This is a genomic window from Pseudomonas sp. URIL14HWK12:I12, assembly GCF_003097135.1.
Classification (GTDB): Bacteria; Pseudomonadota; Gammaproteobacteria; order Pseudomonadales; family Pseudomonadaceae; genus Aquipseudomonas.
The window spans coordinates 229,691-254,891 of sequence record NZ_QEQL01000004.1 but is presented as its reverse complement, the minus strand read 5'-3'; the positions used below and the strand labels follow the sequence as shown (position 1 = coordinate 254,891).

The window sequence follows — 25,201 nt, the reverse complement described above, 5'->3', positions numbered from 1 at the left end:
ACCAAGAGACGCTGTAATTAACGATTAATTCCAAAGCAGTGTAGACACATAAGAAAATGCTTACGGAATAAACCGCTTTGGCGTACACAAGTATCGCTTGAACAGGCACTGGCGCCTAGCACGAGCGGATGAATTGTTTCAATTGCCACCATTACCGCTTTCAGGGTTGCCACTGTATGGCTTCGCCGTCGAGCAGCCGATTCAGATAAGTCGCTGCACTGATCAACGCCAGATGGCTCAGGGCTTGAGGTGCATTGCCAAGGGGGTGGGCGTGCGAGTCGAACTCCTCTGCGTACAACCCGGTCGGGCCGGCGTAGCGCAACAATTGCTCAAACTCCAAGTGCGCGCGGTCCACTTCCCCAGCGCGCGCCAGGCACTCGACGTACCAGAACGAGCAGGCCGTGAACGCCCCTTCCTGGCCCGGCAGGCCGTCATCCTCGCGGTAGCGATACACCATGCCGTCGCGTACCAGCTCCCGTTCGATGGCCCTCAACGTGGAGAGCCATTGCGGGTCGGTAGCGCCCACGAAGCGTACCAGCGGCATCAGCAGCATCGCGCCATCCAGGCCGGTGCCTCCACGTGTCTGAACGAAGTGGCCCAGGTCCTGGTTCCAGAAGTTGTCCCAGATATCGTTGTGAATGGCCTGCCGCGCGTGCTCCCATTTGGCGAAAGGTGCGGGCAGCGAGCGCTTTTGCGCCAATCGGATGGCGCGGTCTACCGCCACCCAGCACATCAGCCGCGAATGCAGGAAGTGTTGCGGTGCATCGCGTTTTTCCCAGATACCGACGTCCGCTTCTTCCCAATGTGCACACACGTGCTCCACCAATGTCTGGCAGTTGCGCCAGCCTTGGTGGGTCATGGCTTCGCCGTATTTGTTGGCCAGGTATACCGCGTCCATCAGCTCGCCGTAGATATCCAGCTGCTTCTGCTCATAGGCCTGGTTGCCAACGCGCACCGGCGTCGCGCCACCGTGGCCGCGCAAGTGCTCCAGGGTGGATTCCGGCAGCTCCTCACGGCCGTCCTGGCCGTACATGAGCCGAAGGGGGCGCTGTTCGCCACAGCAATCGCTGACGCGCTCGCGTACCCAGTGCACGTAGGCGTTGGCCTCTTCGCTGAAGCCTAGGCGCATGAAGGCGTAGACGGTAAAGGAGGCGTCACGGATCCAGGTATAGCGGTAATCCCAGTTGCGTTCCCCTCCTGGGGTTTCAGGCAGCCCGAAGGTGGGCGCTGCGAGAATCGCGCCGTGCTGGCGTGAGGTGAGCAACTTCAGCACCAGCGCAGAGCGCTCTACCGCCTCTCGCCAGCGGCCGCGATAGCGCGACTTCGACAGCCAATCGCGCCAGAACGAAAGCGTATCGTTCAGGCAGCGCTCGGCATGGCCAGCCTCCACCAGCGGGTCATCCTCAGCGCCCAGGATGAATTCGGCGCATTCACCCTGTTCAAGGTCGAAGTACGCGTGCGCGGCCTGGTCCTGCACGTGGAGCGGCTGGCTGCCCACCAGGCGCAGGCTGGGCTGGCCGGGGGCGCTGAAATGCACGGCGCTGCCTTGGGCCTGGGCGTGCGTCTGGGCCCGGGCATAATCGTGGGCGACCCGGCAGTGCAGCTCGATACGGGCACGGCCATGGGCGACCTGCACCCGCCGCACGATGCGTGGCGGTGCCTCAGCAGACACCGTGATCGGCATCAGGTCGGTAACTTCGACCATGGTGTCGCCGCTGATCCAGCGGGTGCGCAACACGTTGCTGCCCGGTAGGTAGATCTGCATCCTGCGGGCATCCGGCAGTACCGGCGCAAGCCGGAACAGCCCCGCCTTGGGCGTATCGAGCAGGGCGCAGAACAGTGTGGGGCTGTCGAAATCCGGCCAGCAGCAGAAATCGATGCTGCCATCGCAGGCCACCAGGGCGGCGCTGCGCATATTGCCGATGATGCCGTGATCGGCGATCGGTTGCGGGCGCCAGGTTTCATCCATTATTACGAAACTCCGGGTACAGGCTCATGCCGCCGTCGATGAACAAGGTGGTGCCGTGCACGTAGTCCGACAGGTCGGAGGCGAGCCACAGCACGGCATTGGCTACATCCTGCGGCTCGCCGATCCGGCCGTAGGGGATCAGCTCCAGCAGGCGCTTGGCGGCCTCGCCCTGGGTGTTTTCGGCGTTGATGGCGGTGGCGATGGCGCCCGGCGCAATGGCGTTGATGCGGATGCGCTCGCTGCCCAGCTCTTGTGCAAGGGTTTGCATCAGCAGGTCGATACCGCCTTTGGACGCGGCGTAGTTGGCATGGCCCGCCCAGGGAATGCGCTGGTGAACCGAGCTCATGTGGATGATCTTGCCGTGGGCGCGTGACAGCCAGGGGCGGGGCCCTTGGCGGCGGAACTGGCGCAACGCTTCACGCGCGCAGAGAAACTGGCCGGTGAGGTTGGTGGAGATCACTGTGTTCCAGTCTTCCAGGCTCATGTCGGCGATCGCTGCGTCTTTTTGCAGGCCCGAGTTGGCCACGAGAATATCCAGCGCACCGAAGGCCTCCACCGTCTGCTCGACCAGGCGCTTTACATCGCTTTCGCTCGACACATCGCCAGCCAACGCTATGGCCTGGCCGCCCTGTTCGCGGATGCGTGCGGCCAAGGCCTCGGCAGGCTCGGCGTGGCTGTGGTAGTTGATTGCAACCCAGGCACCGGCTGCCGCGAGAGTCTCGGCGCAGGCATAACCCAGCCCCGAGCTGGCGCCGGTAACCAGCGCGACTTGCTTGCTCAGTGAAATGTTCATCGTCTTTAGCCTGTGCGGTAAGCGTCTGTCAGCTGACCGGCGGGCTGCTGGCAGAGTTCCAGGCTGAATTATCAGAACCAGCGTGCAGTCGAAGTTCAGTCATTACTCGAATGGGAGCCCTGCCATGACTGGCCCAGCCAAACGCGAAGACCTCGACCACAAGCCTGAAAACGCCGGTAAGGTCGGCGAGCAGAACAAGCAGCTCAATGAGAAGGGTGAGCACAAGCGCGCCCCTGCCAACCCCGACCCCCGTCAGAGTTGATGCGCCACCTGTTCCAGCTTCTCCAGGAACGCCGCAAGCACTACTTCCTCCTCGCGTAACCCCACCCGCTTGCGGGGCTTGGGCAGCTTCTCCAGCTCCCCCATGGCAAAGCGCTCGAGCACGGCGGGGTGGATATAGCAGCGCCGGCACACTGCCGGGGTGTTCCCCAGTGCCCTGGCCACGGCCTTCACCTGATCGACGATATGCCGTTTAGCTTCGGCGTCCGGTTGCCAGGGCAACTCGCGAAGCATCGACAGCGCCAGCGCCGAGCCCGCCCAGGTGCGGTAATCCTTGGCGGTGAAATCCTCGCCGTGCAGGGTTTTGAGGTACTCGTTCACGTCGTGGGAGCTGACGCTGTGGCGGTTGCCGTCATCGTCGAGGTACTGGAACAACTGCTGCCCCGGTAATTCCTGGCACCTGCGGATGATCCGCGCCAGGCGTTTATCGTTGAGCTCAACGGCGTGTTCTACACCGCTTTTACCTCGAAAGTGGAATTTCACGGCTGCGCCCTGGACTTCAGCATGGCGGTTACGCAGGGTCGTCAGGCCGTAGGAACGGTTGTCCCGGGCGTACTGGGTGTTGCCGATGCGTATCAGCGTCTGGTCCAGCAAGCTCACCACCAGTGCCATCACCGTCTCGCGTGACAGCCCTGGCGTGGCCAGGTGAGCTTCCAGTTGCTTGCGCACCTTGGGCAGGCCTTTGCCGAAGGCGATCATCCGCGCGTATTTGTCGGCATCGCGCAGCTCGCGCCACAGCGGGTGATAGCGGTATTGCTTGCGGCCCCGTGCATCGCGGCCGGTGGCCTGCAGGTGGCCGGCCGGGTCGGGGCAGATCCATACGTCGGTATAGGCCGGTGGAATGGCCAGCTTGTTCAGGCGCTCGATCGTCGCTTTGTCGCGGATGCGCTCGCCGTCCAGGTCGAAATAGGCGAAGCGGCCGCGCACCTTGCGGCGTTGCCAGCCGGGTTGGCCGTCGTCGACGTAATGCAGGCTGGGGGGCAGGATCGGTTCGGGCATGGCAGGTCGTCCGTGGGATGGCTCTGTAGGATTGACCTGCAGTGCTTGGGAAAAGTCCTACAAAACAACGGGGTGATGGTGGTGAGTGGTCCCCAAAATTTCCATTTTTCTGATGAGTGTTGCTGAAAAATCCTACAGAAGTGTCAGCACCCCCCTTCGCATAATGGCGCTCCGCAAGTATTGCACCCTCGTGCCAAGGAGCGCCCGTGTACCGAGCCCTGATCGTTGACGATCACCCCTTCATTCGCGCAAGCGTTGCACTGTTGCTGGGCCAGGACGGCGTACGCACCGTGGGAGAGGCCGATAACGGGCGCCTGGCATTGCAACTGGCCCGTGAACTGGTACCGGACCTGGCCATCGTCGACCTGGCGATGCCGCAGCTCGATGGCCTGGCGGTGATCGCCCGGCTGCGCGCGATGTGCCTGCCGATCCGGGTGCTGGTACTGACCTCTCAACCCGCGGAGTTCTACGCCCTGCGCTGCCGCCGGGCAGGTGCCATGGCGTTCATTTCCAAAGCGGACGACCTCGGTGAACTGCGCAATGCCGTGCAGGCCGTAGCGCAGGGTTACAGTTATTTCCCCGCCGTGGCCATGAGCAGCGTTCGCACCAGTGACGCCAGCGACTCCGAAGTGCGCGCGCTCGCATCACTGAGCGACCGCGAAATGATGGTGCTGCATCACCTTTCGCGCGGGTTCAGCAACAAGGACACTGCCGCCAACATGGCCTTGAGCGTCAAGACCGTGAGCAGCTACAAACTTCGGCTGATGCAAAAGCTGCACTGCAGCTCGCTGGTTTCGCTGGCCGACGTTGCCCGCCGCCATGCGTTGTGCTGAGCGCGGCCGGGCCTGCCATTGGCTGATGCTGTGGCTGCTGGCTTGGGCTTCAGCCTGCGCCGGGCAAGATCAGCCACCTTTACGCGGCAGGCTACAGGCCTCACCTGGCTGGCACAGCCGGCTGGCCTTGAGCGCCGGCGATCGGCAGTGGCTTCAGGCGCGCGGTGCGTTGCGCATTGGCGTAGGCCAGCTTGATTACCCACCCTTTGACATGAGCGGCGACGGCCCGGCCTATGAGGGCATCAACGCCGACATGGCCGGGCTGCTGGGGCAACTGCTGGGCGTGCCGGTGCAGGTGCATCGGTTCATCGACCGCGATGCCGCGTTCACTGCCTTGCGCGAAGGTGAGGTTGACCTGGTTGGCGGTGCCGGAGCCTTCGACGCCGTGTTGCACCATGCCGCCCTGAGCGTACCTTACGCAACCGAGCACCCAAGCCTGGCCCGCCGCATCGATACCCCCACCCTGGCCGCCGACTGCGGCCCGCGCGCGGCGGTGGTCGCCGGTTACATGCCCATGGCACGGGTGGTAAGCCTGTGCCCTCACGCTGTGGTAACCACTTACCCGTCGCTGCTGGCTGCGCTGGCTGCAGTGTCGTTCGGCCAAGCCGATGTGGTGCTGGGCAACGCGGTTGCGCTGCGCCGGCAGCTGGACCGCAGCCAACTGAACAACCTGGGCCTGGCGCCCTTGCGCAGTGAAAGCCCCGCAGGCCTGGGTTTCGCCATCAACCCCAAGCAAGCCCGGCTGCGCGGGCTGGTCGACCGCGCCATCGAGGCAATGGGTAGCGAACTGCCCAGCCATCTGCTGCGCACGTGGGCGGTCAACCCGCTGGTGCCAATGCCTGAGGGCCGGCTCAACCTGAGCGAGGCCGATCGCGCCTGGGCCGCCTCGCAGCCCACCATCACCGTGGCAGTGAACGGGCGTTTCGTGCCGGTGGCGCATTTGAACGACCAAGGCATGCTCAGCGGCATTGCCGGCGATGTGCTCAGCCGCATCAGCCAGCTGACCGGCCTTCGCTTCGAGGCGTTGCCGGTGGCCAACCTTCCCGAGTTGATCGAGGCGGTGGACAGCGGCCGTGCGCGCATGGCCTCCAGCGTGCCGGCCACGGCCGAGCGCCGCCGGCATCTGCTGTTTTCTCGCGCCTGGCTGGCCAGCAGTATGGTGCTGGTCAGCCGCCGGCAGGCCGATGCCCCGGCGACGTTGAACGACATGGCCGGCCGCACCTTGGCCATTCCCCAAGGCAGCCCTGGCTGGCAGGCCGCGCAGGCCCTGGCACCCTCGGTGCGCCGCCTGCCAGCACTGGGCACCGAGCAGGCGCTGGCGCAGGTCGCCCGCGGCCGTGCCGATGCGGCGTTGGTGAGCCTGGTGAGTGCCCGTGCCCTGATCGCCCGCGACGCCCCTGGCGAGCTTCACATCAGTGCGGCATTGCCCCTGCCGCCGCTGCGCTTCCGGTTCGCCATGGGCCCTGAAGATGGGCGACTGCAGCGGATCATCGATCAGGCTCTGGATTACCTGGCGCCCACCGAGCTGGAAGACATCAGCCGGCGCTGGCGCGGGCGTGTGGCGATGGGGGAGTCGAGCTGGCCGCGCTATGGCTTGGCCATCGTGGCCGGGTTGGTGGCAGCCGTGCTGTTGTGCCTGCTCGCACTGGCCTGGGCCGGGTACCTTCGCCGGCAAGTGCAGTGGCGCAAGGCGGCGGAAGCTGCGCTGACCGACCAGCTGGAGTTCATGCGGGTGCTGATCGACGGCACGCCGCACCCCCTGTACGTACGCGACCGCCGCGGGCGCCTGCTCAACTGCAATGCCAGCTACCTCGAAACCTTCGGTGTGCGCCGCGAATCGCTGTTGGGCAGGCGGGCCACCGACAGCCTGCCGCTGGCCCTGGCACAGCGCGAAGCGTTCGAGCAGGTCTACCGGCAGGCCGTTGCCACCGGCGAGCCGGTCATTGCCGACTACCGCGTGAACCTGGACGATGGCCGCGTGCTAACCCTCTACCACTGGACCTTGCCGTACCGTGGCAGCGACGGTGCCGTCGCCGGCCTGATCTGCGGCTGGGTGGATGTGACCGAGCGCCAGTGCCTTTACGAGGCGGTGCGCCGGGCCCGTGACGATGCCGACGCCGCCAACCGCGCCAAAACCCGCTTCCTTGCCACTGCCAGCCACGAGATCCGCACCCCGATGAACGCCGTGCTGGGCATGCTTGAGCTCGCTCGCAGGCATGCCGAGCAGGGCCAGGTCAACGAGCTGGCGCTGGACGTCGCCAGCGAGGCTGCCACCGGCCTGCTGGCGCTGCTCGACGATGTGCTGGACATCAGCCGCATCGAAGCGGGCCAGCTGAGCCTTCACCCACAACCCGTGGCCCTGAACGAAGTGATAGAAGCCTGCGTGCGGCTGTTCAATGGCCAGGCCCGCCACCGCGGCGTGCGCCTGCGAATGGCGCAGCGTGGCGGGCCGTGGGCGGTGCAGGCCGACCCATTGCGGCTACGGCAACTGCTGGGCAACCTGCTGAGCAATGCAATCAAGTTCACTCCGAAAGGCCAGGTGCGCGTGCGCCTGCTGGCCGTGCCTGGCGAGGGTCACCTGCACGTGCGCCTGGTGGTGATCGACAACGGCATCGGCATCCCCGCCAGCGATCTGGCGAGCCTCGGCCAGCCCTGGTCGCAGGCGACCAACCATCAGCAAGGCAACCTGCCAGGCTCGGGCCTGGGCCTGAACATCTGCCATCACTTGGCACGGCTGATGGGCGGCGCGTTGAAGTTGAGCAGCCGACTAGGCGAGGGCACACGTGTGCAACTGAGCCTGCAGCTGCCCTGCACCGAGCTGCCGGGCGGCCAGCCCATACCGGCCGCCGGCGAGCCACCACGCCAAGCACCGCTGCGCATCCTGGTGGTCGAAGACTACACCCCCAGCCGCCTGCTGCTCGACCAGCAACTGCGCCACCTCGGCCACCAGGTGACCCTCACCAACGACGGCCGGGCCGGATTGCGCGACTGGCTGGCCGAGCCGTTCGACAGGGTCATTTGCGACTGCCACATGCCGGGCATGGACGGCTACCAGTTGGCGCGGGCGATTCGCCTGGCCGAGCGACGCCAGGGGCGCACGCCGGTGCGCCTGCTGGGCTACACCGCAGAACCGGGCAGCGCGCAACGCGAGCGTTGCCTGCGCGCGGGCATGGATGACTGCCTGATCAAGCCGCTGGGGCTGCGTGCGCTGGCCGAGGCGCTGCAGGGTGAGGCGGCGCAGGGTGGAGCCGACAACCCTTTGCCCTACGACCCCCAGGTGCTCGACGGCCTGGCGGGGGCTGAACCAACCACCTTGGCCAACCTGGCGCAGACCCTGATCGATGCGTTACGCCAGGATCATGCGTTGCTGGCCAGAGAAGGTGTGGATCGTGAAGTGTTGCACCGGGTGCTGGGCGGCGCGCGTATCGTGCGGGCCAGGGCAGTGATTGAATTGTGCGAAGCGGTGCGGCGGGAGGCGGACCAATTGCCGGCGCTGCTGGCGGCGATGGAGCAACTGGTCGCCGCGTTGGAGGCCCGCAAGCGTGTGGTGCACGTGGGCGGGTGAGCACCGTGAACCCGCTGCGCCCGGGGCGCTACCCATGCGCGCTCCCGCGCGCTTCCGGGCGCAGCGGCATGCTCAGGAGGGTTCGGCGCCGAGGCCCGCGGGGGCATCGCCCAAGCGCACGCTGATCAACTCCAGCAAGGCTCGCACCCGGGCAGTCACCGAATGGCGATGGCTGTACGCGCCCAATAACTGCAGAGGCGCTGGGCGCAGGTCTAGAGGCACCTCCTGCAAAAGGCCGGCCGCAAGGTCATCCTGGCAGGGATAAGCCGCCACAATTGCAAACCCGATGCCTTGCCGTGCGCCCGCCACGGCGAGTTCTCCACTGTTGACGCGGTAGCGGCTGCGGATCGGCACCTTGACGATCTGCCCGGCCGCATCCAGAAACTGCCATGGCTGCCCTTTCAGTGCACTGAGCGTCGTGATGCAGGGCAGAGACTTCAGCTCGCGTACGCGGCGGGGCATCCCGGTCTTGGCCAAAAGAGAGGGGGAGGCCACCACGATGCTGGGCAGCGTGGCCAGTTCGCGGGTGATGAATTCGCTGTCCTGCTGAGGCCCTCGGTGGAAAACGATGGAAAGATCGATGTTTTCCCGAAGCACCTCCAGCCCGGTCATCCGGGTATCGCATTCAAGCTCGATGCCTGGATGAAGGCTGCAAAATTCGGCCAGGATGGGCCCCAGCAGCCTGGGCGCCTCCCCCGGCATGCACATTCGCAGCGGCCCCCGCAGTTCCTGCTGCGCCGCGCCAAGCTCTTGTTGTGTGGAGAACACGGCGTCGAGCAAGGGTTTCGCTCGTTCGTAGAGCAATCGGCCGGCTTCTGTCATGCGCAGGTGCCGGGTGCTTCGCTCCAGCAGGCGCGTCCCGAGCCCGCGCTCCAGTGCCGCGACATGGCGGCTGACGTTGGAGGAGGGCATGGCCAATAGGCGCGATGCGCCGGCAAAGCTCTGTTCGTCCACCACCGCCGTATAGACCCGCACAGCATTAAGATCCAGTGTCTGGCGCATCGATTATCCCGATTAAGGTATGAAAACATCCCATTTTTGCATGCTGGTTAACACAAGTGGCGAAATCTAAGATGCCCTTTTGCCGGTGTGGAGCGGGGAGCGCTTGAGCATGGATATTGGAATACTGGGCGGGGGCATCGCGGGCCTGAGCATGGCCCTGGCATTGCGCAAGCAGGGTTACAACCCTAGTGTGTATGAGCGCCGCGCAGGGCCGGCAACCTCGGGGGCCGGCGTTACGCTTTGGCCCAACGCCTGCTTTGTGCTCGAAGCCCTGGGGGTACTTCACGACATCCAGGCCATGGGTGGTCGGCCGCTGGCGGTGCATCGCCAGGATGCGGCCGGGAACAGCCTGGGGGGGCTTGATATCGGCCTGCTGGACCGGGCAATGGGATACCCCACCTGCACGGTGCTGCGCCGCGATTTGCAGGCCGTGTTACTCAACCACGCGGTGAAGGCCGGGGTTGCGGTGGCGTTCGGGCGCCGGGCCTTGGGCATCGAGCTGGGGGGCCATGGCCGGGCCGTGGCTCACTTCGAACAGGGCCCGAGCATTCGCCCCGACCTGCTCATCGGTGCCGACGGCCGCATGGCGTCAGTGGCGCGTACGTTCGTTGCTGGCGACAACACACCCATCTATCAGGGCTTTGTGAACTGGATCGGCGTCGCACAGGGCCCACATGCGCTGGTGAGTGACATTTCCATTCGAGACTTCTGGGGGGCTGGCGAGCGCTTTGGTTGCGTGGCGGTGCGCCCTGACCTGGTCTATTGGGCGGCGGCGCAGGCACGGCCGCTGAGCGACCCCATGCCCGGCAGGCAAGGGCGCAACGAGGTCCAGAGGCTGTTCGCGCAATGGCCTGAGCCGATTTCGCGCGTCATTCGCGCGACGCCCGAAGAGGCCATCAGGCTGATTGCAGTGCATGACCTGGAGCCACTGCATACCTGGAGCCGCGCGAACGTACTGCTGGTGGGGGATGCCGCACATGCCCCGTTGCCGACATCGGGGCAAGGTGCCTGCCAGGCGCTTGAGGATGCGTGGCATCTGGCCCGGTGCCTGAAGGGGGCAAGGGGAGGCCTGGAGGAGGCTTTCCAGACCTTTGCCCACCTGCGCGCACCCAAGACAGCCCGGCTGGCGGAGCAGGGCCGTGTGTTCGCGCGCGGTTTGTTCGCCACTGATCCGGAAACCTGCCGCCTGCGCAACGCCCGTGCCAAGGCGTCCGACCCTGCGCGGGATGTGCAGGCTCTGGCAGCGGCGTGGGGGCAGGGGCTACCGCTGCCTTTGGGTGCCGCCAGCGCGGCGGTGGCCGGCAGTGGCCTTGGCAGCCTGTACCACACAGAATGACCCTCGCCTTGGAGGATCAACCAGGCCTTACACCCCCAACACTGTCAGTTCCGGGCTCACCTCGGCGAAGATGAACTGCCCGGTGCCCAAGTCGCGGCTGTGGTCGCCCGCCAGGGCGATCTCGAAGTGCTGGCCGCTGCTGGTGGCGGTGAAGTTCTGGACATAGGTGCGGTCGAGCTCGGCGTCGTAGCTGACCTTCAGCGAGCCGCCGGTGCCGTCTCCAAGCCCGGTGTAACCCAAGGCCGCCACATCGATCACATCCTGGCGTGCGGTGAAATCGGTGATCAGGTCGTGGGCGCCGCTCAGGCTGTCGGTGCTGCTGGTGAAGCGGAAGGTATCGGCGCCCGAACCTGCGCTGAGCGTGTCTGCCCCTGCGCCGCCGATCAGCGTATCGTCCCCTGAACCGCCGCTGAGCCGGTCGTTGCCGGCCCCGCCCGACAGCGTGTCGTTACCGCTGCCGCCCTCGAGGGTGTCGTCGCCTGCGTTGCCCGCCAGGGTGTCATTCCCCGCTTCACCGCGCAGGGTGTCGTTGCCCGCCAGGCCACTGATGCGGTCGTCACTGAAATAGCCAACGATGACATCGTTCCCGCTGGTCGGCGGGTCGAGGTAGTAGTCGTCGTAGCTGGCAGGTTGCTCGTTGAAATGAGTGGCGATGGGGTCGCCGAAGCGGATAGCGGCATCGTTGATGTAATTGGCGTTTTCAAGCAGTAGCTTGAAGTAGTTGCCGTTGGCGTCGGCGTCCAGTGACTGCAACACCATGTCGCTGCTGCCGATGCGTGTGGCCTGAAGGGTGCCGTCATGCCCGCTCCCCAGCGAGGTGAAGCCCAGCCCGGCAAGGTCGAGCACGTCCTGGCGATAGTCGAAGTCGGTGATGGTATCGCTGAGGTCCACCCCCCGGCTGTCATTGGCGTAGCTGTCGTGCAGGGTGTTGATCACGAAAGTGTCTGCCCCGGCGCCGCCGGTAAGCCGGTCGGCGCTTGCGCCGCCAATCAGGTAGTCGTTGCCTGCGCCACCGTTAAGGGTGTCGCGCCCGGCCAGGCCTGCCAGCGTTTCATCGGCATCAGTGCCGCTGAGGGTGTCTTTGCCGCCGGTGCCTTGAAGCAGTGTTTCGAAGTCAGCAGCCTGCAGCAGGCCCTGGTAATTGCCGGCGAGCGCCAGTTGGAAATAGTGGCCACTGGCATCGGCGTCCAGGCTTCTCAGGTAGGTGCGGTCCAGGCTGGCGTTGTAGATCAGCCGCAACGTGCCGCCATGGCCATCACCCAGGCCGGAATAACCCAGGCTGGCCAGGTCGAGCTTGTCCTCGCCCGGCGTGAAGTCGGTGATCAGGTCGCTGGCGCCGCGCACGCTGTCGCTGGCGTGGGTGTAGCGGAAGGTGTCTGCGCCAGCACCCCCGGTCAGGCGGTCACTGCCGCTGCCACCATACAGCAGGTCCTCATAGGCGCCGCCGGTCAGGCGGTCGTTGCCGGCACCGCCGTAAAGCAGGGTATCGGCCACATCGCTGGCGTTCAGGGTGTCGCTGTTGCCCGTGCCGGTGATCACCAGCCCGGCATGGTTGCCGAAGGCGTTGCTGTCGGTGCCGTGAAACACCGTGGCGGGGTCGGCCAAGTGGCTGAAATAGTTATCGAACACCGTATTGAAGCCCACGCGGTCTTCGTTGCGCTCGGTCACCGCGTAGCTGCCGCTGCCGCCGCTGATGATGTTGTTGTAAATCGCATTGCCGGTGGCGGAGTCTATCGACGTGACGTCGGTGTCGTCCGAGGCCTGCACGGTCACTTCCGCGTTGCCGTGGGTCAGCGCATTGTTGTAGAGCGTATTGCCAGCGAGGGTATTCCCGGAGCTACCCGACAAGCCTATGGCCGCGCCACCGTTGTCGTGCACGGCGACGCCGCTCACTCGGCTGAAGTCGGTCTGCTTGAGCAGCAGGCCTTCCTCTGCATTGCCATACACTTCGCCCCCGGTGATCTGAACGCTGTCGTCGGGGTCTTCGCCCAAGGGCCCCTGAACGAGAATGCCGCGCCCCCCGTTGTGGGCGGCCTCGTTGTCGGCCAGGGTGGTCTGGTAATTGTCCAGCACCAGCGTGAAACCGTTGCGGCCGTTGTTCTCGCTGCGATTGTCCTGGAAGCCCCCGGCGTCTACATAGGGGTTGAAGGTTCCGACCAGGTGGGCATAGAACCCATCGAGGCCGTTGCCACTGGCCACGCTGTCGGTCACGCTCAGGCCGTAGGTGTTCTCCTGGGCATTGAGCCCGTTACCACTGCAATTGATCAGTGCCACACCGCTGAGGGTGACGTTGGTATCGGGGTTGTCGCGCAGGTTCTCCCCACCGGTGGTGAAGCCATCCACGCGGCCGCTGGTGTTGGCCCTGTTGCCATCGAGCGTCAGGTCATGGATGCCGACGTGCTGCGTTTCGCCTGAGGTTCTCACGATCCCAGTCACCGCCTTGTCCCAGCCATCGGCGAGCTTGATCGAGGTAGAGCCGGCCCCGTCGCCGCTGAGGGTCATGCGGCTGGAAAGCTGGAGGCAACTGCCGGCGCTCCGATCAGGGTTGCCGCTGACGATGTAGGTGCCCTCAGGCAGGTAGATCTGGGCATCGAGTATCTCGTCGGCAGAGTCGATCGCTGCGCCGGCAGCACTGATGGCGGCCTGAATCGCGGCCGTATCGTCGGTCACGCCGTCGCCGACTGCGCCATAGTCGCGAACGTTGTAGTAGATCGTGGTCATTGGAGCTCCGAGGGTCACAGGCCGGTACGGAGTGCCCATGCACCGCTGTCCTTGGCCTGGTGTGGGGGGCGATACAACGGTAGTTGAACTGCGGTGTGACGGAGCGGGATCTACTGGATCATCCGATGAGCGTGAACCCTTGCTTCACCTGCGCCTCCTGCAACAACCAGCGCGCGAATGTCTGGACGGGCGCGGGGCTCAACTCAAGCGGCTCGGTTAACACCAGGCAAAACGTCTTGGCGACATTTTCCTTCTGCGGCCAGGGCGAAACCAGCCGGCCTTGGGCCAGCTCCGTTTCTACGTACAGGCGGGGTACCAGTGCCACGCCCAGCCCCGCCAGTGCGGCCTCGATCAACATCGCATGCAAATCGTAACGCGCGCCCATTGCCGGGTTGCTCAGGCCAATACCGGTTTGCTGGGCATATCGCTGCCACGCATCCGGGGTCTGCCGCCGGTGCAGCCGCGGGAGCGAATCCAGGGCGGTGGGCTGTTTGCTGTGTTGCACCAGTGCTGGATGGCAAACGGGAATCAACACCTCGTCCAACAGGCGATGCGTGTGCATGCCTGCCCACGCTGGGTGCTCGAAATGGATGGCAGCATCAAAACCACTTCCGGTCAGCACGAACGGCTCGCTGCGCTGCGCGAGATGTACGCAGATATTCGGGTGTTGCTGGCTAAAGCCACCCAAACGGGGGATCAGCCAGCGCAAGGCAAAGGTTGGGCTGGCAGCAATATCCAGATTTGCGCTGTTTTCAGGCTGGCCCATTACGTATTGGCTTTCCCTGTCCAGCCGGTCGAGCAGCTCGCGCACTTGCATCGCATAGCGTTCACCGTTCGGTAAAAGCCGCACACGGTTGCCCACCCGCTCGAAAAGGGTGACCCCCAGAAAGGTTTCGAGGCGGCTTATCTGCCGACTGATTGCGCCCTCGGTCAAGGCCAGCTCATTGGCGGCACGGGCGAAGCTGCCGTGGCGAGCCGCTGTTTCAAACGCAATCAGGGCAGCGTTACTGGGGAGCTTTCGGCGCATGGTCGTTTCCTGGGGCTTAGGTGTTCAGCTTGATGTTCAGTCACTGAAGGGTGCCAAAATATCGTTTTATGAGGGTGAAAGCTGCCATTAGCATGATTAAACATCAATCAATACAGTGGCTTTATGATCTACACCGTCGAATGCAACTACGCTGACCCCCTCAGCGAAGCCCAGTGGAACGACTTTTACAGTTTGGTAAAGCTACCGGCGCTGATCTCGGTGAGCGGTTTCCGCTCTTCACAGCGTTTCAAGGCCTTGAGCGGCACGGGCCCAGCCTATTTGGCTGTGCATTCGGTCGACACACTGGCGGTATTGCAAAGCGATGAGTACCGCCATAAAGGCGGTGGCAATTTCTCCCGCTGGCAGGCGCACATCACCAATTGGCAGCGCAACCTCTACGCCGGGCAAGATCGAGCGAAGGCCGTGACCGCGGATGAACGCCTGGTGGTCAGTGATCACGCGCCGCACAGGTTCATTGAATTAGGCCTTACGCCCGTCGCGTTGCACGCGACCGCATTGGATAAGCACCCCGCACAGCGCTGGTGGGCCAAGATCAGCTGCATTCAGGCCAAGGCATTGAGCTTGCAAGGGCTGAATGTGTACCAACCGCTCACCGAGCAGTTACAGCCATGAGCCCTGACCTTCATCAACGCAGGCTCCCAAGCCAGCAAGTTGGCGAGTTTACGGTCACCGCCCTGAGCGACGGTTACCTGGGCGCGCGTCTGGATTTTCTTGCCAACATCTCACCCGAAGACGCGGCCCAGCTTCAGTTAGCCGCCGGCATCAGTGACCCTGCGGCAATCCATATCAATTGCTATCTGGTGCAGGGCCGGGGCCGGACGATTCTGGTGGACGCAGGTGCCGGCGGGCTCAACCAGTGGGGTGGGGAGTTGCTAAACCATCTTGCACGGGCCGGCGTGCAACCTGCCGACATAGACACCGTGCTGCTGACCCACGCCCACCCCGACCATATCGGCGGCCTGATCGATGCAGCCGGGGGAATGGCCTTTGCCAATGCCGAGTTGGTCGTGCACGAGCGAGAGCTGGCGTTCTGGGAAGACGATGGCAATCTAGGCCAAGCCAGTGAACGGGCGCGTGGAAACTTCCTGCTAGCGCGAAGCGTGTTCGAGCGGTATCGGAAAAACCTGCGCCCCTTCACCACCAATGATGTGCTGCCTGGTATCAGTGCGCAGGCATTGCCCGGGCACACTGCCGGGCATTGCGGCTACCGGTTCGAGTCCGGGGGCGGGGGGTTGTTGATATGGGGCGATATCGTGCATTTTCCTCACATTCAGATTGCACACCCGCAAGTGACGATTGCCTTCGACCATGACCCGCTCGTGTCAGCGGCCACGCGAGCTCGGCTGCTGGACATTGCCAGCTCAGACCATTTGATGGTCGCAGGCATGCACTTGGGGGCGCTGGGTTTCGCCCGTATCGAACGGTTCGCAAGCGGCTACTTCGTTGTTTACGAAACGTGAGCGAGCAAAGGCAGTGTGCAGCGCGCCGCTGCACCCACCTACCGGCGTAGCATCAGGCGTTTCGCTTGCTGCCCGCGTCCATGTCGGTGCTGCTCCACGGCCGCCAGTCGTCGGTGTGCCGCTCGCTGCCGTGTGGCCCGCTGGAGCTGGTGCCGCCTGCCAGGAATTTCTCCCACAGGTTCTTGCTGTCGGGGTCGCTGTCCTTGTGCAAATGGGGTGCTAACCGGGCCAGGGAGCTGCCTTTTTCGCTCTCGGTTTCCTTGAAGTGTTTCCACTCGTCGGCCTGGTACTCGAACATCGACTTGTCGTCGGGCGTGTCGCGCCCGCCGTACATGTAGGTGGCATAGCGCGCGTATTCGAGCTTGTCGCCCCAGTCGTCCTTGGTCACGCCAGCGTCGGCGAGGTCTTTGAAGAACTTGCCTTGGGAATCGGTGAGCTTCTGCAGTTTGGCGTGCTCGACCGCCTCGGCGATCAGGGTGCCGGCTACGCCGAAGATCACCCCGGCCACGGCGAACACTGGGCCTGCGATGCGGGCGCCAATGGCCAGCCCGCGTACCACGGTAGCGGCAACGTCGCCGGCCAGTTTGCCGGCCAGGTGTGCCCCTTTGGGGGCGAACATCGAGATGGTGTTGGCAATCGCCATCCCAGTGCCGGATGCGCCGCCGCCAATGGTGAAGGCGGCGTCGGTTTTCTCCAGTGCGGTCTTGGCTTTTTTCAATTTGCGCGCACCGGAAACGATGTCCATCACGCCGCCGGTCAGGTCCAGCCCGGAGCCGGCCATGAAGCGCAGGAACGAGCGCCCCGAAGCGATGGCGATCTCGGACTTCGACGCTGAGCTGCCACCGCCGGGGATATTCTTGACGCCCATCTGTTCGCCCAACGCCTTGGCGGCGTTGTCGTATTCCTTGACCTCATCGGCCGACAGGTTGCCCACGTCGAGTTTTTCCAGGGTTTCGGAAGCTTCCTTGACCCGTGTGCTGATGGAGGCGGCCAGTGCATCAGATTTTTCAGCGGTTTTCTTGCCCCAGATGTCCGGCAGGTTCTCATCGAGCAGGCCGAGCCACTGGGTGGCTTTGATTTTGGAGGGGCCTTTGCCGTCGGTGTCCACGGCTGGGTCGTAGGTTTTGCGGCCGCCGAGGGTTTCCACGATGTTCGAGCCGAACTTGAGGAAGTCGTTGGTGAAGCTCAAACCGGACACCAGGTCTTTGGCAGCAGCGATCTTCTGGTCGTCGGTCATGTTGCCGCCGCCATTGGCCAGCTGCAGGGCCCCGCTGACCAAGTTCATGGTGCCTGCCATGGCACTGAGCCCGCCGGTGGAGCTGGCCGTGTGGAGCACTTGCTTCAAGGAGCCTGCGGTCGCCTCGCGGTTAGCGCCCAGGCCCTTGAGCTGGGTGTCGACCACCTTGTCGATGGCTTTGGGGTCTCCAGTGGCCGCCGCCTGGCGTATGGCCGCGGCGATCTTCTGGTTTTCGGCCGGGGTCAGCCCTTTGATGTGGCCGTCGAGGATGTCGATCTCATCCTTCATCTTCTTGTACATGTCGTAGGCTTTATCGCCCTTGTCCATCCCAAGCAGCGCAGCGTTCACGCCACCCTTGATCATGGTGAAGGTGGCCTTCAACCCGCTTTCGGTATTCTCCGGCGAAACCTTGTCGGGGTTTTCCATGTAGGTGTCGAGCTGGTGCGTCATCATGTTCTGGTCGAACGTCTGGCGCCGTGCGGTGTAGCTGTCGGGCTCAAGGATACGCAGCGACTCGAAATAGCGGTCGACGTCCAATTCGGCGATTTCTGACTTCTTCGGGTCGCCTGAATCATTCATGGCAATCACGTAGTTTTCGAAGTCCAGGTTGGCCTCGCGGGTGCCCTCTTTGAAGAGCGCAGGGAAGACTTGTTCACGCACTTCGTTCAGCCGATCTTCCGACAAACTACTGACACTCTTCTGGAGTTCATCGTCGTAGCGGTTCTTGATGCCTTCCTTGCCCATCAGCTCGGAAATTTCTTTAGCGAGTTTCTCCTCGTCAACCATTTCCTTGACGTCATTGCCCGTCAATTTGGTTGGGTCTTTGTCGGTTTCGCGGTAAGTGCCGCTGCCCAAGTTGATGCTCTCGGCATAGCCGTACAGGTCGTAGCCGTTGTCCAATGCTGCCTGGGCATCCATGAGCTTGACGATCTTGGCCTCGTCCGAGTCTTCGGCCAACTTGCCGCTCTTGATGTCATCGCGAATGCCCTGCACGAAGTTCTCGGCGGTCTGCCCGCCGACCGTCTTGTCGTTTGGCAACTCCATGTCCATCAGGCCTTCGGCGCCGAAAGTGGGAATGTGGTACTTGTCGCGCAGGGCCTGCACGTCTTCGGGCTCGTCGGGCGGTGCGGCCTTGTCGGTGTGCGTGGCGTCCTTCACGTGCATCAGGTCGCCCTTCAGGCTCGAGTAGCCGTATTTGCCGAAATCCTGCAAACGCCCGGCTTCGGTGCCGTGGCGGGCTTCTTTGTCTTTGGTGAAGCCGTCGATGCTGTCGTTGTCTTTGTTGCGTGCGTCGTAGCCGGTCAGCAGTTTGCCGTTTTCATCAAGGCTCACCACGTGCTCCAGCACCTGGCTGGCCCGGTAGGCGGCGTCGGCGTCGTGCTCGAAATCACCCACCTGTTTTTTGAGGTTGTCTTTCACATGGCTCTGGTTGCCCAGGTTTTTCAGCAGCGGTGTCGCGTCGATGATCTCTTCGGCCGAGCGGGTATCGCCGTCAGGGCGTTTTTGTTTCTCGCCCAGGTCTGACTTCACCACCTCGCCACGCAGGCTTGAGTAGCCGTACTTGCCGAAGTCCTGCAGGCGACCGGCCTCGGTGCCGTGCCGGGCTTCGCCATCTTTGGTGAAGCCGTCGATGCTGTTGTTGCCGACGTTTTCGCCAGTGGTCATCTTGCCGCTTTCATCGACGTATTCGACGTGCTCCAGCACTTTGGCTGCGCGGTAAGCGGCGTCTGCATCTTTCTCGAAGTCGCCGACCTGTTTTTTAAGGTTGTCTTTTACCCCGCTCTGGTTGCCCAAGCGGGCCAGCAGCGGCGTGTCATCGATGATTTGTTGAGCCGAACGGGTATCGCCCTCGGGGCGCTTTTGGCCTTTACCCAATTCATCCTTTTGCGCAGACGCTTTTTCGACGGAGTTTTCCCAGGCAGCGACGTTACTTTTTTTATTAGTGACCGCGTCGTCCTTTGGGGTCGTTTCGACTTTCGATACCATGGTTATTCTCCTGATGAAGGGCTGCGCAGCCACTGTTCATACGCGCAGGGCGAAGCAACTTCCTGGTCAACTAACCCGAGGCTGTTTGATGAATAACAAAGTGCAGCCTGGGTGCGCGGCCGCTGTGCATAAATGCTATGAAATGCAACGTGCGGGAGCTTAGCATGCGCATTTGACGAATCTGCGAAGCCTTCACAACAATTCACAACATTAACGGTAATGTGGCAGAACGACATCGACGATGCCGTGACACCGGCCGGCGTTGCCGGGCACTGGTAATAGAAGGGGCTACCAAGCAAGCTTCCGAGTATTTATGACGGGATATCAAATAGCCGTATCTTTATTCCACGCGCCCGTCCACCCAAGCGCGCTCTTCCCCTTCGTGTAATCGCTCGAAAACCTCCTGTTCGCTCGACCAAGTCAACTTCCAATGACCTGATTTCAACGCCGATCCCCCAACATCCCCCGCACCCTCACCGCCAACTCATCCAAGGTGAACGGCTTGCCCACGATGTCCATTCCCTGGGCGCGAATCTCCTCCCGCTGCGCCGCTTTCTCTGCATACCCGGTCATGAACAGCACCTTCAACCCCGGCCGCCGTTGCCGCGCGATCTCCGCCAGCTGGCGGCCATTGGTTCCCGGCAACCCTACATCAGTGATCAACAGGTCGATGCGCAGCCTGGACGCCAGCAAGGGCAAGGCACTTTCGGCGTCGGCGGTGGCCTGGCTCTGGTAACCCAGCTCGTCCAGCAGGTTGAGAATCAGCACCCGTACGGCGGGGTCGTCCTCGACCACCAGCACGGTTTCGCCGGCCACCGCCAAGGGCGCGGGCAGTGGCTCGGCCGCCTGCGGCGCCTGCATGGGCGCCTGGTGGCGGGGCAGGTAGAGGCTGACGCGGGTGCCCTGGCCAGGGCTGCTCTGCAAGGCCACATGGCCACCGCTCTGTTGAGCGAAGCCGTAGATCATCGACAGCCCCAGGCCGGTGCCCTGGCCGGTGGGTTTGGTGGTGAAGAACGGGTCGAACGCTTTGACCCGCACCGCTTCGGTCATGCCAGAACCGGTGTCTGCCACGCTCAACACCACATAGTCGCCAGGCCCGATCAGTTCCATGGGCAGGTTCGGGCGTGAACGGTCCAGCGTGAGGTTTTCGCAGCCCAGGGTCAGTTCGCCGCCATCGGGCATGGCGTCGCGTGCGTTGATCACCAGGTTGAGCAGGGCGCTTTCCAGCTGGCTGGCGTCGGTTTCCACCGGCCAGGTGCCCTCGGCGATGGCCAGGTTCACACGGATACGTTCGCCGGTGGTGCGGCTGATCAAATCGCGCAGGGAGTCCACCCGGGCGGCTACGTCGACGCTGGTGCGGTTCAGCGGCTGGCGCCGGGAGAACGCCAGCAGGCGGTGCGTCAGCTCGGCCGCGCGCTGGGCGGAGGTGGAGGCGGCGTCGAGCAGGCGGGCGGTGTCTTCGGTGCGCCCGGCGGCCAGGTAGCGCTTGAGCAGCTCCAGGCTGCCGATCACTCCGGTGAGCATGTTGTTGAAGTCGTGGGCGATGCCGCCGGTCAGTTGGCCAACCGCTTCCATCTTCTGTGCATGGCGCAGTGCCTCTTCGCTTTGGGCGCGGGCCTGGGTTTCCACCACCAGGCGCTCGTGGGCCTCTGCCAGTGCCTGGGTGCGCTCGGCGACTTTCAGCTCGAGGGTTTCGGTCAGTGCCTGCAGGGCCTGCTCCTGGCGGCGCCGCTCGGTGATATCCAGCGAGGCGCCGATGAAACGGGCAGGGCGGCCATGGCTGTCACGCAGGCCGCGGCCGCAGGCATATACCCAGCGCCAGCCGTTATCGCCACGAAGCCGGTATTGCTCGGCGAACAGCCCGTCACCGTGCAGGCAAGCCTTGATGCGCTGGGCCACGCGGCCACGGTCGTCTGGGTGCACCGCGTTGACATAGGCACCGATCGGCCTGCCCTGGCCGGCAACGTGGTGCATCAAGGCAAACGGCGCGTCGGCAGTAAACACGTCGTCGCGGATGTCCCAGTCCCAGGTACCCAGCGCATCTCCGGACACCTGCGCCAGGGCCGCGAGGCAAGCTTGCAAGGCGGCGGCCGCCTGTGGATCGTTCATTCTCTGCACCCCAAGTTGCCTGGCGGGGGCAAAACCGGCCAAGCTATACCTACTTCTTCCACGACTATGCGTGAGCCACCTACGCTATGGACCTTCAGGCCCTGCTGAAAATACTCGCCACCCAGGACGGGTCGGACCTCTACCTGTCCACCGGCGCACCGCCGTGCGCCAAGTTCAACGGCGTGTTGCGGCCGCTGGGCACCGACCCGTTCAAGCCAGGCGAGGTGGCGCAGATCGCCAACGCCATCATGGACGAAGAGCAGCGGCATGACTTCGAGAAGCACCTTGAGATGAACCTGGCGCTGTCGCTCAGTGGGGTGGGGCGCTTCCGGGTGAACATCTTCAAGCAGCGTAGTGAAGTTTCCATCGTTGCGCGCAACATCAAGCTGGATATCCCGCGTTTCGAAGACCTGAAACTGCCGCCGATCCTGCTTGACGTGGTGTTGCGCAAGCGCGGCCTGGTGCTGTTCGTCGGCGCCACCGGCTCGGGCAAGTCCACCTCGCTGGCAGCGTTGATCGACCACCGCAACCGCACCAGCAGCGGCCACATAATTACCATCGAAGACCCGGTCGAGTACATCCACCGCCACAAGAAATGCATCATCAACCAGCGTGAAGTGGGGGTCGACACCCGCAGTTTCCACGCGGCGCTCAAGAACACGCTGCGCCAGGCCCCTGACGTTATCCTGATCGGCGAGATCCGCGACCGCGAGACGATGGAGCACGCCTTGGCCTTCGCCGACACCGGCCACCTGGCCATTTCTACCCTGCACGCCAACAATGCCAACCAGGCGCTGGATCGCATCATCAATTTCTTCCCTGAAGACCGCCGCCCGCAGCTGCTGCAGGACCTGGGCAACAACCTGCAGGCGTTCGTGTCGCAGCGGCTGGTCAAGACTACCGACGACAAGCGCCGCGCGGCCGTGGAGGTGATGCTGGGCACTGCGACCATCCGCGACCTGATTCACCGCGGCGAATTCGGCGAGCTCAAGGGCATCATGGAAAAGTCCACCAACCTGGGCATGCAGACCTTCGACCAGGCCTTGTACGAGCTGGTGGCCGAGGGCGCGATCAGTGACGAAGAGGCGCTGAAGAACGCCGACTCGGTGAACAACCTGCGCCTGCGCTTGAAGCTTCAAGGCGGCAACCCCGGCGACTACACCAGTGCACCGGCGGCGCCGCGCGGCAGCGACACGCCGGGCTCCACGGGCTGGGGCCTGGTAGGCGACGAGCCGAACGAGCAACCCTGAGGCTGTCACTGGGCCAGCCACCCGCCATCGACGTTCCACGCAGCGCCCCGCACCTGCTCGGCGGCGTCGCTGCACAGGAACAGCGCCAGTTCGCCCAATTGCTCCGGCGTCACGAAAGCCTGCGAAGGCTGCTTCTCGGCCAGCAGCGCCTGGCGCGCGTGCTCAAGGCTTTCGCCCGCGGCCACGCGGGCATCGATCTGTTGCTGCACCAGCGGGGTGAGCACCCAGCCGGGGCAGATGGCATTGCAGGTCACCCCGGTTTGGGCGTTTTCCAGGGCGACTACTTTGGTCAGGCCTAGCACGCCGTGCTTGGCTGCCACATAGGCCACCTTGCCTACCGAACCCACGTTGCCGTGGACCGAAGCCACATTGATGACCCGCCCCCAGTTGCGTGCCTTCATCGAAGGCAGTGCCAGGCGCGTGCAATGAAACACCGCCGATAAATTGAGGGCGATGACCGCATCCCAGCGTTCCGGGGCAAAGGCCTCGACGGTGGCCACATGCTGGATGCCTGCGTTGTTGACCAGGATATCGACGTGGCCGACATCGCGCCGTGCGTAGTCGAACATTTGCTCCACCTGTACCGGGTCGGTCAAGTCGGCGCCGTGAAAGCCGACGCGGCCGCCGTGCCGCTGCACGTGCCGGACAGCCTGCTGGCTGTCGCCGAACCCGTTGAGCACAACGCTTGCACCGGCGCGGGCGAGCACGTCGGCGATGCCCAGGCCGATGCCGCTGGTAGACCCAGTGATCAAGGCAGTTTTACCAATCAGGCTCATGAGGACTCCTTCATGTAGACGATATCGCTAGACCATGCGCAGCCGCTGTTTGCGTGTTGGGGCAGCGAAGGCGCTGTCCAGCGCGGCCAAGTCCTCGGCATCCAGGGTCAGCTCGGCGGCGCGGGCGTTCAGGCGCACGTGCACCGGGTCGACCGCCTTGGGAATGGCCAGGGTGTTGCCGTCACGGGTGACCCAGGCCAGGCACACTTCGGCCGGGCTCACGTGGTGCTTGGCTGCCAGCGCGTTGAGCGTGGGGTGGCCGAGGAACTGGCCGCCCTGGCCGATCGGGCAGTAAGCCATGACGGGCATCTGATGCTCCCTGCACCAGGGCAACAGATCAAACTCGACACCCCGTGCCTCAGGGTTGTAGAGCACCTGGTTGGTGGCGCAGCCGGCCGGCAGCGCAAGCAACTCGCCCACGTCGAAGTTGGACACACCCCAGTGGCCGATCTTGCCTTCAGCGCGCAGTTGCTCGAAACCCTCGGCCGTTTCCTCCAAGGGGTAGGCGCCCGGCCAATGCAGCAGATACAGGTCGATACGGTCGGTGCCCAGGCGCTTGAGGCTGCGCTCGCAGGCCTGGACCACCCCCTGCCGGCTGGCATTGTGCGGGTAGACCTTGCTGACCAGGTAGATCTGCTCGCGCAGGCCCGCGATGGCGGCACCGACGACCTCTTCAGCGCCGCCTTCGCCGTACATTTCCGCCGTGTCGATCACGGTCAGCCCCAGCTCGATGCCCAGCCGCAGTGCGGCGATCTCGGCGTCACGCTGGCGGGTGTCTTCACCCATGTGCCAGGTGCCCTGGCCGATGCTCGGCACGCGGCGGCCTGCGATTTCAATGGTGTTCATCTGCGTTCTCCTTCACGTGAAGCGGCGCTGGCGCCAGTGCCGCGCTGATTAGCGCGTCCTGCAAGGCCAAGGCCGCCGTCGACAGTTCATGTTCACCCAGGTGCATCAATCCGATCCTGCGTTGCACGTGCGGTTCCGCAAGCGGCTTGCACAAGGCCCCTAGCTCGTGCATCTGGCCGATGCACAACGATGGCACCGCGCTGACCCCCAGGCCACTGGCAACCATGCGGCCCACAGTGCTCAGCTGGTGGCATTCGAAGGCCACCGGGAGCCTGCCGTGGGCGGCGAGCGTTTCTTCTTCGAGCAACAAGCGCACCGCCGAGGGGCGCTGCAGGGTGATGAAATCGGCCTGGCGCAGCTGTGCCCAGGTGAGGGTTGCGTGGGCGGCGAGGGGGGAGTCTCTCGGCACCACGGCCACGAAGCGGTCCGTGTACAGAGGGGTGAAGTGCAGGTCGCGCAGGCTTTGCGGTTCGAAGGCGATGCCTAGCTCCACCCGGCGCTGGCGCAGCATGTCCAGGACCTGCTCGTTGATCACGTCATGCACGGCCACGTTCACCCGGGGGTGGCGGTCGCGAAAGCGCTTGAGCGCCTGGGGCAACAGGTTGCCGGCGAACGAAGGCATCGCTGCGATCGACACCCGGCCGGTTTGCAGGGTGAAGTGCTGGCGCAGCAGCTCCTCGGTGTTGTCCCAATCGGCGAGCAGGCGCCGTGCCAGGGGCAACAGCGTTTCACCTTCAGGGGTGAGGGCTACATGGCGGGTCGAGCGGGTCAGCACAGCGCCGCCCAGGTGTTGCTCCAGCGCTTTGATGGTCAGGCTCAACGCTGGCTGTGACAGGTGCAGGCGCTCACCGGCCTGAGCGAAGCTCAGGTGCTCGGCTACAGCGACGAAAGCCCGCAGGTGCTTGATGTTCATCTTTTATTTGTTTTCCAGAACAATCCATGACGAAATCAAAATTAACAAATGGATGCAAAACAGCCAATACTGGGCCAAC

At 64.0% G+C, this 25,201-nt stretch carries 18 protein-coding genes; 7 read left to right on the top strand and 11 right to left on the bottom strand.

Going from position 1 to position 25,201, the window contains the following annotated elements; genetic code table 11:
• Nucleotides 1-160: 160 nt before the first annotated feature.
• Nucleotides 161-1,972, bottom strand: coding sequence for a glycoside hydrolase family 15 protein (locus tag F474_RS13840; RefSeq protein WP_371916141.1), 1,812 nt, complete (start codon nt 1,970-1,972; stop codon nt 161-163).
• Nucleotides 1,962-2,762 carry an SDR family oxidoreductase gene (locus F474_RS13835; RefSeq protein ID WP_097085037.1) on the bottom strand — a complete coding sequence of 267 codons (801 nt, stop codon included), beginning with the start codon at nt 2,760-2,762 and terminating at the stop codon, nt 1,962-1,964. The genes F474_RS13840 and F474_RS13835 overlap by 11 nt, the downstream gene beginning before the upstream one ends.
• 124 nt (nt 2,763-2,886) lie before the next feature.
• Here F474_RS13835 and F474_RS22685 point away from each other — a divergent pair, with 124 nt between their 5' ends.
• A complete protein-coding gene (locus tag F474_RS22685) occupies nt 2,887-3,024 on the top strand; it encodes a hypothetical protein (RefSeq protein ID WP_097085038.1) in 138 nt (45 codons plus the stop codon).
• On the opposite strand, the gene F474_RS13830 is transcribed toward F474_RS22685, so the two are convergent.
• Entirely contained in the window at nt 3,015-4,040 is a 1,026-nt protein-coding gene (locus F474_RS13830; RefSeq protein ID WP_097085039.1) for a DNA topoisomerase IB, read from the bottom strand. The genes F474_RS22685 and F474_RS13830 overlap by 10 nt on opposite strands.
• Before the next feature lie 206 nt (nt 4,041-4,246).
• On the opposite strand from F474_RS13830, the gene F474_RS13825 reads away from it, so the two are divergent.
• Nucleotides 4,247-4,873 carry a response regulator transcription factor gene (locus F474_RS13825; RefSeq protein WP_097085040.1) on the top strand — a complete coding sequence of 209 codons (627 nt, stop codon included), beginning with the start codon at nt 4,247-4,249 and terminating at the stop codon, nt 4,871-4,873.
• Nucleotides 4,860-8,438, top strand: a complete 3,579-nt coding sequence (locus F474_RS13820) for an ATP-binding protein (RefSeq protein WP_097085041.1) — start codon at nt 4,860-4,862, stop codon at nt 8,436-8,438. The genes F474_RS13825 and F474_RS13820 overlap by 14 nt, the downstream gene beginning before the upstream one ends.
• A gap of 72 nt (nt 8,439-8,510) precedes the next feature.
• Here the strand turns inward: F474_RS13820 and F474_RS13815 are convergent, their stop codons facing one another.
• Nucleotides 8,511-9,440, bottom strand: coding sequence for a LysR family transcriptional regulator (locus tag F474_RS13815; protein WP_097085042.1), 930 nt, complete (start codon nt 9,438-9,440; stop codon nt 8,511-8,513).
• A gap of 109 nt (nt 9,441-9,549) precedes the next feature.
• Here F474_RS13815 and F474_RS13810 point away from each other — a divergent pair, with 109 nt between their 5' ends.
• Entirely contained in the window at nt 9,550-10,776 is a 1,227-nt protein-coding gene (locus F474_RS13810) for an FAD-dependent monooxygenase (protein WP_097085043.1), read from the top strand.
• A gap of 27 nt (nt 10,777-10,803) precedes the next feature.
• Here the strand turns inward: F474_RS13810 and F474_RS13805 are convergent, their stop codons facing one another.
• Together F474_RS13805 and F474_RS13800 are read right to left on the bottom strand one after the other, a co-directional pair.
• On the bottom strand, nt 10,804-13,497 hold the full coding sequence (locus F474_RS13805) for a M10 family metallopeptidase C-terminal domain-containing protein (protein WP_165830316.1): 2,694 nt from the start codon (nt 13,495-13,497) through the stop codon (nt 10,804-10,806).
• Nucleotides 13,498-13,615: 118 nt separating this feature from the next.
• Entirely contained in the window at nt 13,616-14,524 is a 909-nt protein-coding gene (locus F474_RS13800; protein WP_097085045.1) for a LysR substrate-binding domain-containing protein, read from the bottom strand.
• A 123-nt stretch (nt 14,525-14,647) separates the two neighbouring features.
• Here F474_RS13800 and F474_RS13795 point away from each other — a divergent pair, with 123 nt between their 5' ends.
• Nucleotides 14,648-15,157, top strand: coding sequence for a sugar ABC transporter (locus tag F474_RS13795; protein WP_097085046.1), 510 nt, complete (start codon nt 14,648-14,650; stop codon nt 15,155-15,157).
• On the top strand, nt 15,154-16,005 hold the full coding sequence (locus F474_RS13790) for an MBL fold metallo-hydrolase (protein WP_097085047.1): 852 nt from the start codon (nt 15,154-15,156) through the stop codon (nt 16,003-16,005). Before F474_RS13795 ends, F474_RS13790 begins: the two co-directional genes overlap by 4 nt.
• A 52-nt stretch (nt 16,006-16,057) precedes the next feature.
• On the opposite strand, the gene F474_RS13785 is transcribed toward F474_RS13790, so the two are convergent.
• Nucleotides 16,058-19,228: a hypothetical protein gene (locus F474_RS13785; protein ID WP_097085048.1), complete on the bottom strand. Its 3,171-nt coding sequence runs from the start codon at nt 19,226-19,228 to the stop codon at nt 16,058-16,060.
• 441 nt (nt 19,229-19,669) lie between these two features.
• Nucleotides 19,670-21,337, bottom strand: a complete 1,668-nt coding sequence (locus F474_RS13780) for a PAS domain-containing hybrid sensor histidine kinase/response regulator (RefSeq protein ID WP_097085049.1) — start codon at nt 21,335-21,337, stop codon at nt 19,670-19,672.
• A gap of 86 nt (nt 21,338-21,423) precedes the next feature.
• On the opposite strand from F474_RS13780, the gene F474_RS13775 reads away from it, so the two are divergent.
• Entirely contained in the window at nt 21,424-22,587 is a 1,164-nt protein-coding gene (locus tag F474_RS13775; protein WP_097085050.1) for a PilT/PilU family type 4a pilus ATPase, read from the top strand.
• A 5-nt stretch (nt 22,588-22,592) separates the two neighbouring features.
• On the opposite strand, the gene F474_RS13770 is transcribed toward F474_RS13775, so the two are convergent.
• The 3 genes from F474_RS13770 to F474_RS13760 are packed head-to-tail and all read right to left on the bottom strand — an operon-like array spanning nt 22,593 to nt 25,122.
• Nucleotides 22,593-23,363 (bottom strand): 3-hydroxybutyrate dehydrogenase, encoded by a 771-nt coding sequence (locus F474_RS13770; protein ID WP_097085051.1) that lies wholly within the window; start codon nt 23,361-23,363, stop codon nt 22,593-22,595.
• 27 nt (nt 23,364-23,390) lie between these two features.
• Nucleotides 23,391-24,209 carry an aldo/keto reductase gene (locus tag F474_RS13765; protein ID WP_097085052.1) on the bottom strand — a complete coding sequence of 273 codons (819 nt, stop codon included), beginning with the start codon at nt 24,207-24,209 and terminating at the stop codon, nt 23,391-23,393.
• Nucleotides 24,196-25,122, bottom strand: a complete 927-nt coding sequence (locus F474_RS13760; protein ID WP_097085053.1) for a LysR family transcriptional regulator — start codon at nt 25,120-25,122, stop codon at nt 24,196-24,198. Before F474_RS13760 ends, F474_RS13765 begins: the two co-directional genes overlap by 14 nt.
• Between the last annotated feature and the right edge of the window lie 79 nt (nt 25,123-25,201).

What these genes read in the sequence shown, in the direction of transcription:
- F474_RS13835 (WP_097085037.1), bottom strand. Translation starts at nt 2,762, where the DNA reads ATGAACATTTCACTGAGCAAGCAAGTCGCGCTGGTTACCGGCGCCAGC.
- F474_RS22685 (WP_097085038.1), top strand. Translation starts at nt 2,887, where the DNA reads ATGACTGGCCCAGCCAAACGCGAAGACCTCGACCACAAGCCTGAAAAC.
- F474_RS13830 (WP_097085039.1), bottom strand. Translation starts at nt 4,040, where the DNA reads ATGCCCGAACCGATCCTGCCCCCCAGCCTGCATTACGTCGACGACGGC.
- F474_RS13820 (WP_097085041.1), top strand. Translation starts at nt 4,860, where the DNA reads ATGCGTTGTGCTGAGCGCGGCCGGGCCTGCCATTGGCTGATGCTGTGG.
- F474_RS13815 (WP_097085042.1), bottom strand. Translation starts at nt 9,440, where the DNA reads ATGCGCCAGACACTGGATCTTAATGCTGTGCGGGTCTATACGGCGGTG.
- F474_RS13810 (WP_097085043.1), top strand. Translation starts at nt 9,550, where the DNA reads ATGGATATTGGAATACTGGGCGGGGGCATCGCGGGCCTGAGCATGGCC.
- F474_RS13805 (WP_165830316.1), bottom strand. Translation starts at nt 13,497, where the DNA reads ATGACCACGATCTACTACAACGTTCGCGACTATGGCGCAGTCGGCGAC.
- F474_RS13800 (WP_097085045.1), bottom strand. Translation starts at nt 14,524, where the DNA reads ATGCGCCGAAAGCTCCCCAGTAACGCTGCCCTGATTGCGTTTGAAACA.
- F474_RS13795 (WP_097085046.1), top strand. Translation starts at nt 14,648, where the DNA reads ATGATCTACACCGTCGAATGCAACTACGCTGACCCCCTCAGCGAAGCC.
- F474_RS13790 (WP_097085047.1), top strand. Translation starts at nt 15,154, where the DNA reads ATGAGCCCTGACCTTCATCAACGCAGGCTCCCAAGCCAGCAAGTTGGC.
- F474_RS13785 (WP_097085048.1), bottom strand. Translation starts at nt 19,228, where the DNA reads ATGGTATCGAAAGTCGAAACGACCCCAAAGGACGACGCGGTCACTAAT.
- F474_RS13780 (WP_097085049.1), bottom strand. Translation starts at nt 21,337, where the DNA reads ATGAACGATCCACAGGCGGCCGCCGCCTTGCAAGCTTGCCTCGCGGCC.
- F474_RS13775 (WP_097085050.1), top strand. Translation starts at nt 21,424, where the DNA reads ATGGACCTTCAGGCCCTGCTGAAAATACTCGCCACCCAGGACGGGTCG.
- F474_RS13770 (WP_097085051.1), bottom strand. Translation starts at nt 23,363, where the DNA reads ATGAGCCTGATTGGTAAAACTGCCTTGATCACTGGGTCTACCAGCGGC.
- F474_RS13765 (WP_097085052.1), bottom strand. Translation starts at nt 24,209, where the DNA reads ATGAACACCATTGAAATCGCAGGCCGCCGCGTGCCGAGCATCGGCCAG.
- F474_RS13760 (WP_097085053.1), bottom strand. Translation starts at nt 25,122, where the DNA reads ATGAACATCAAGCACCTGCGGGCTTTCGTCGCTGTAGCCGAGCACCTG.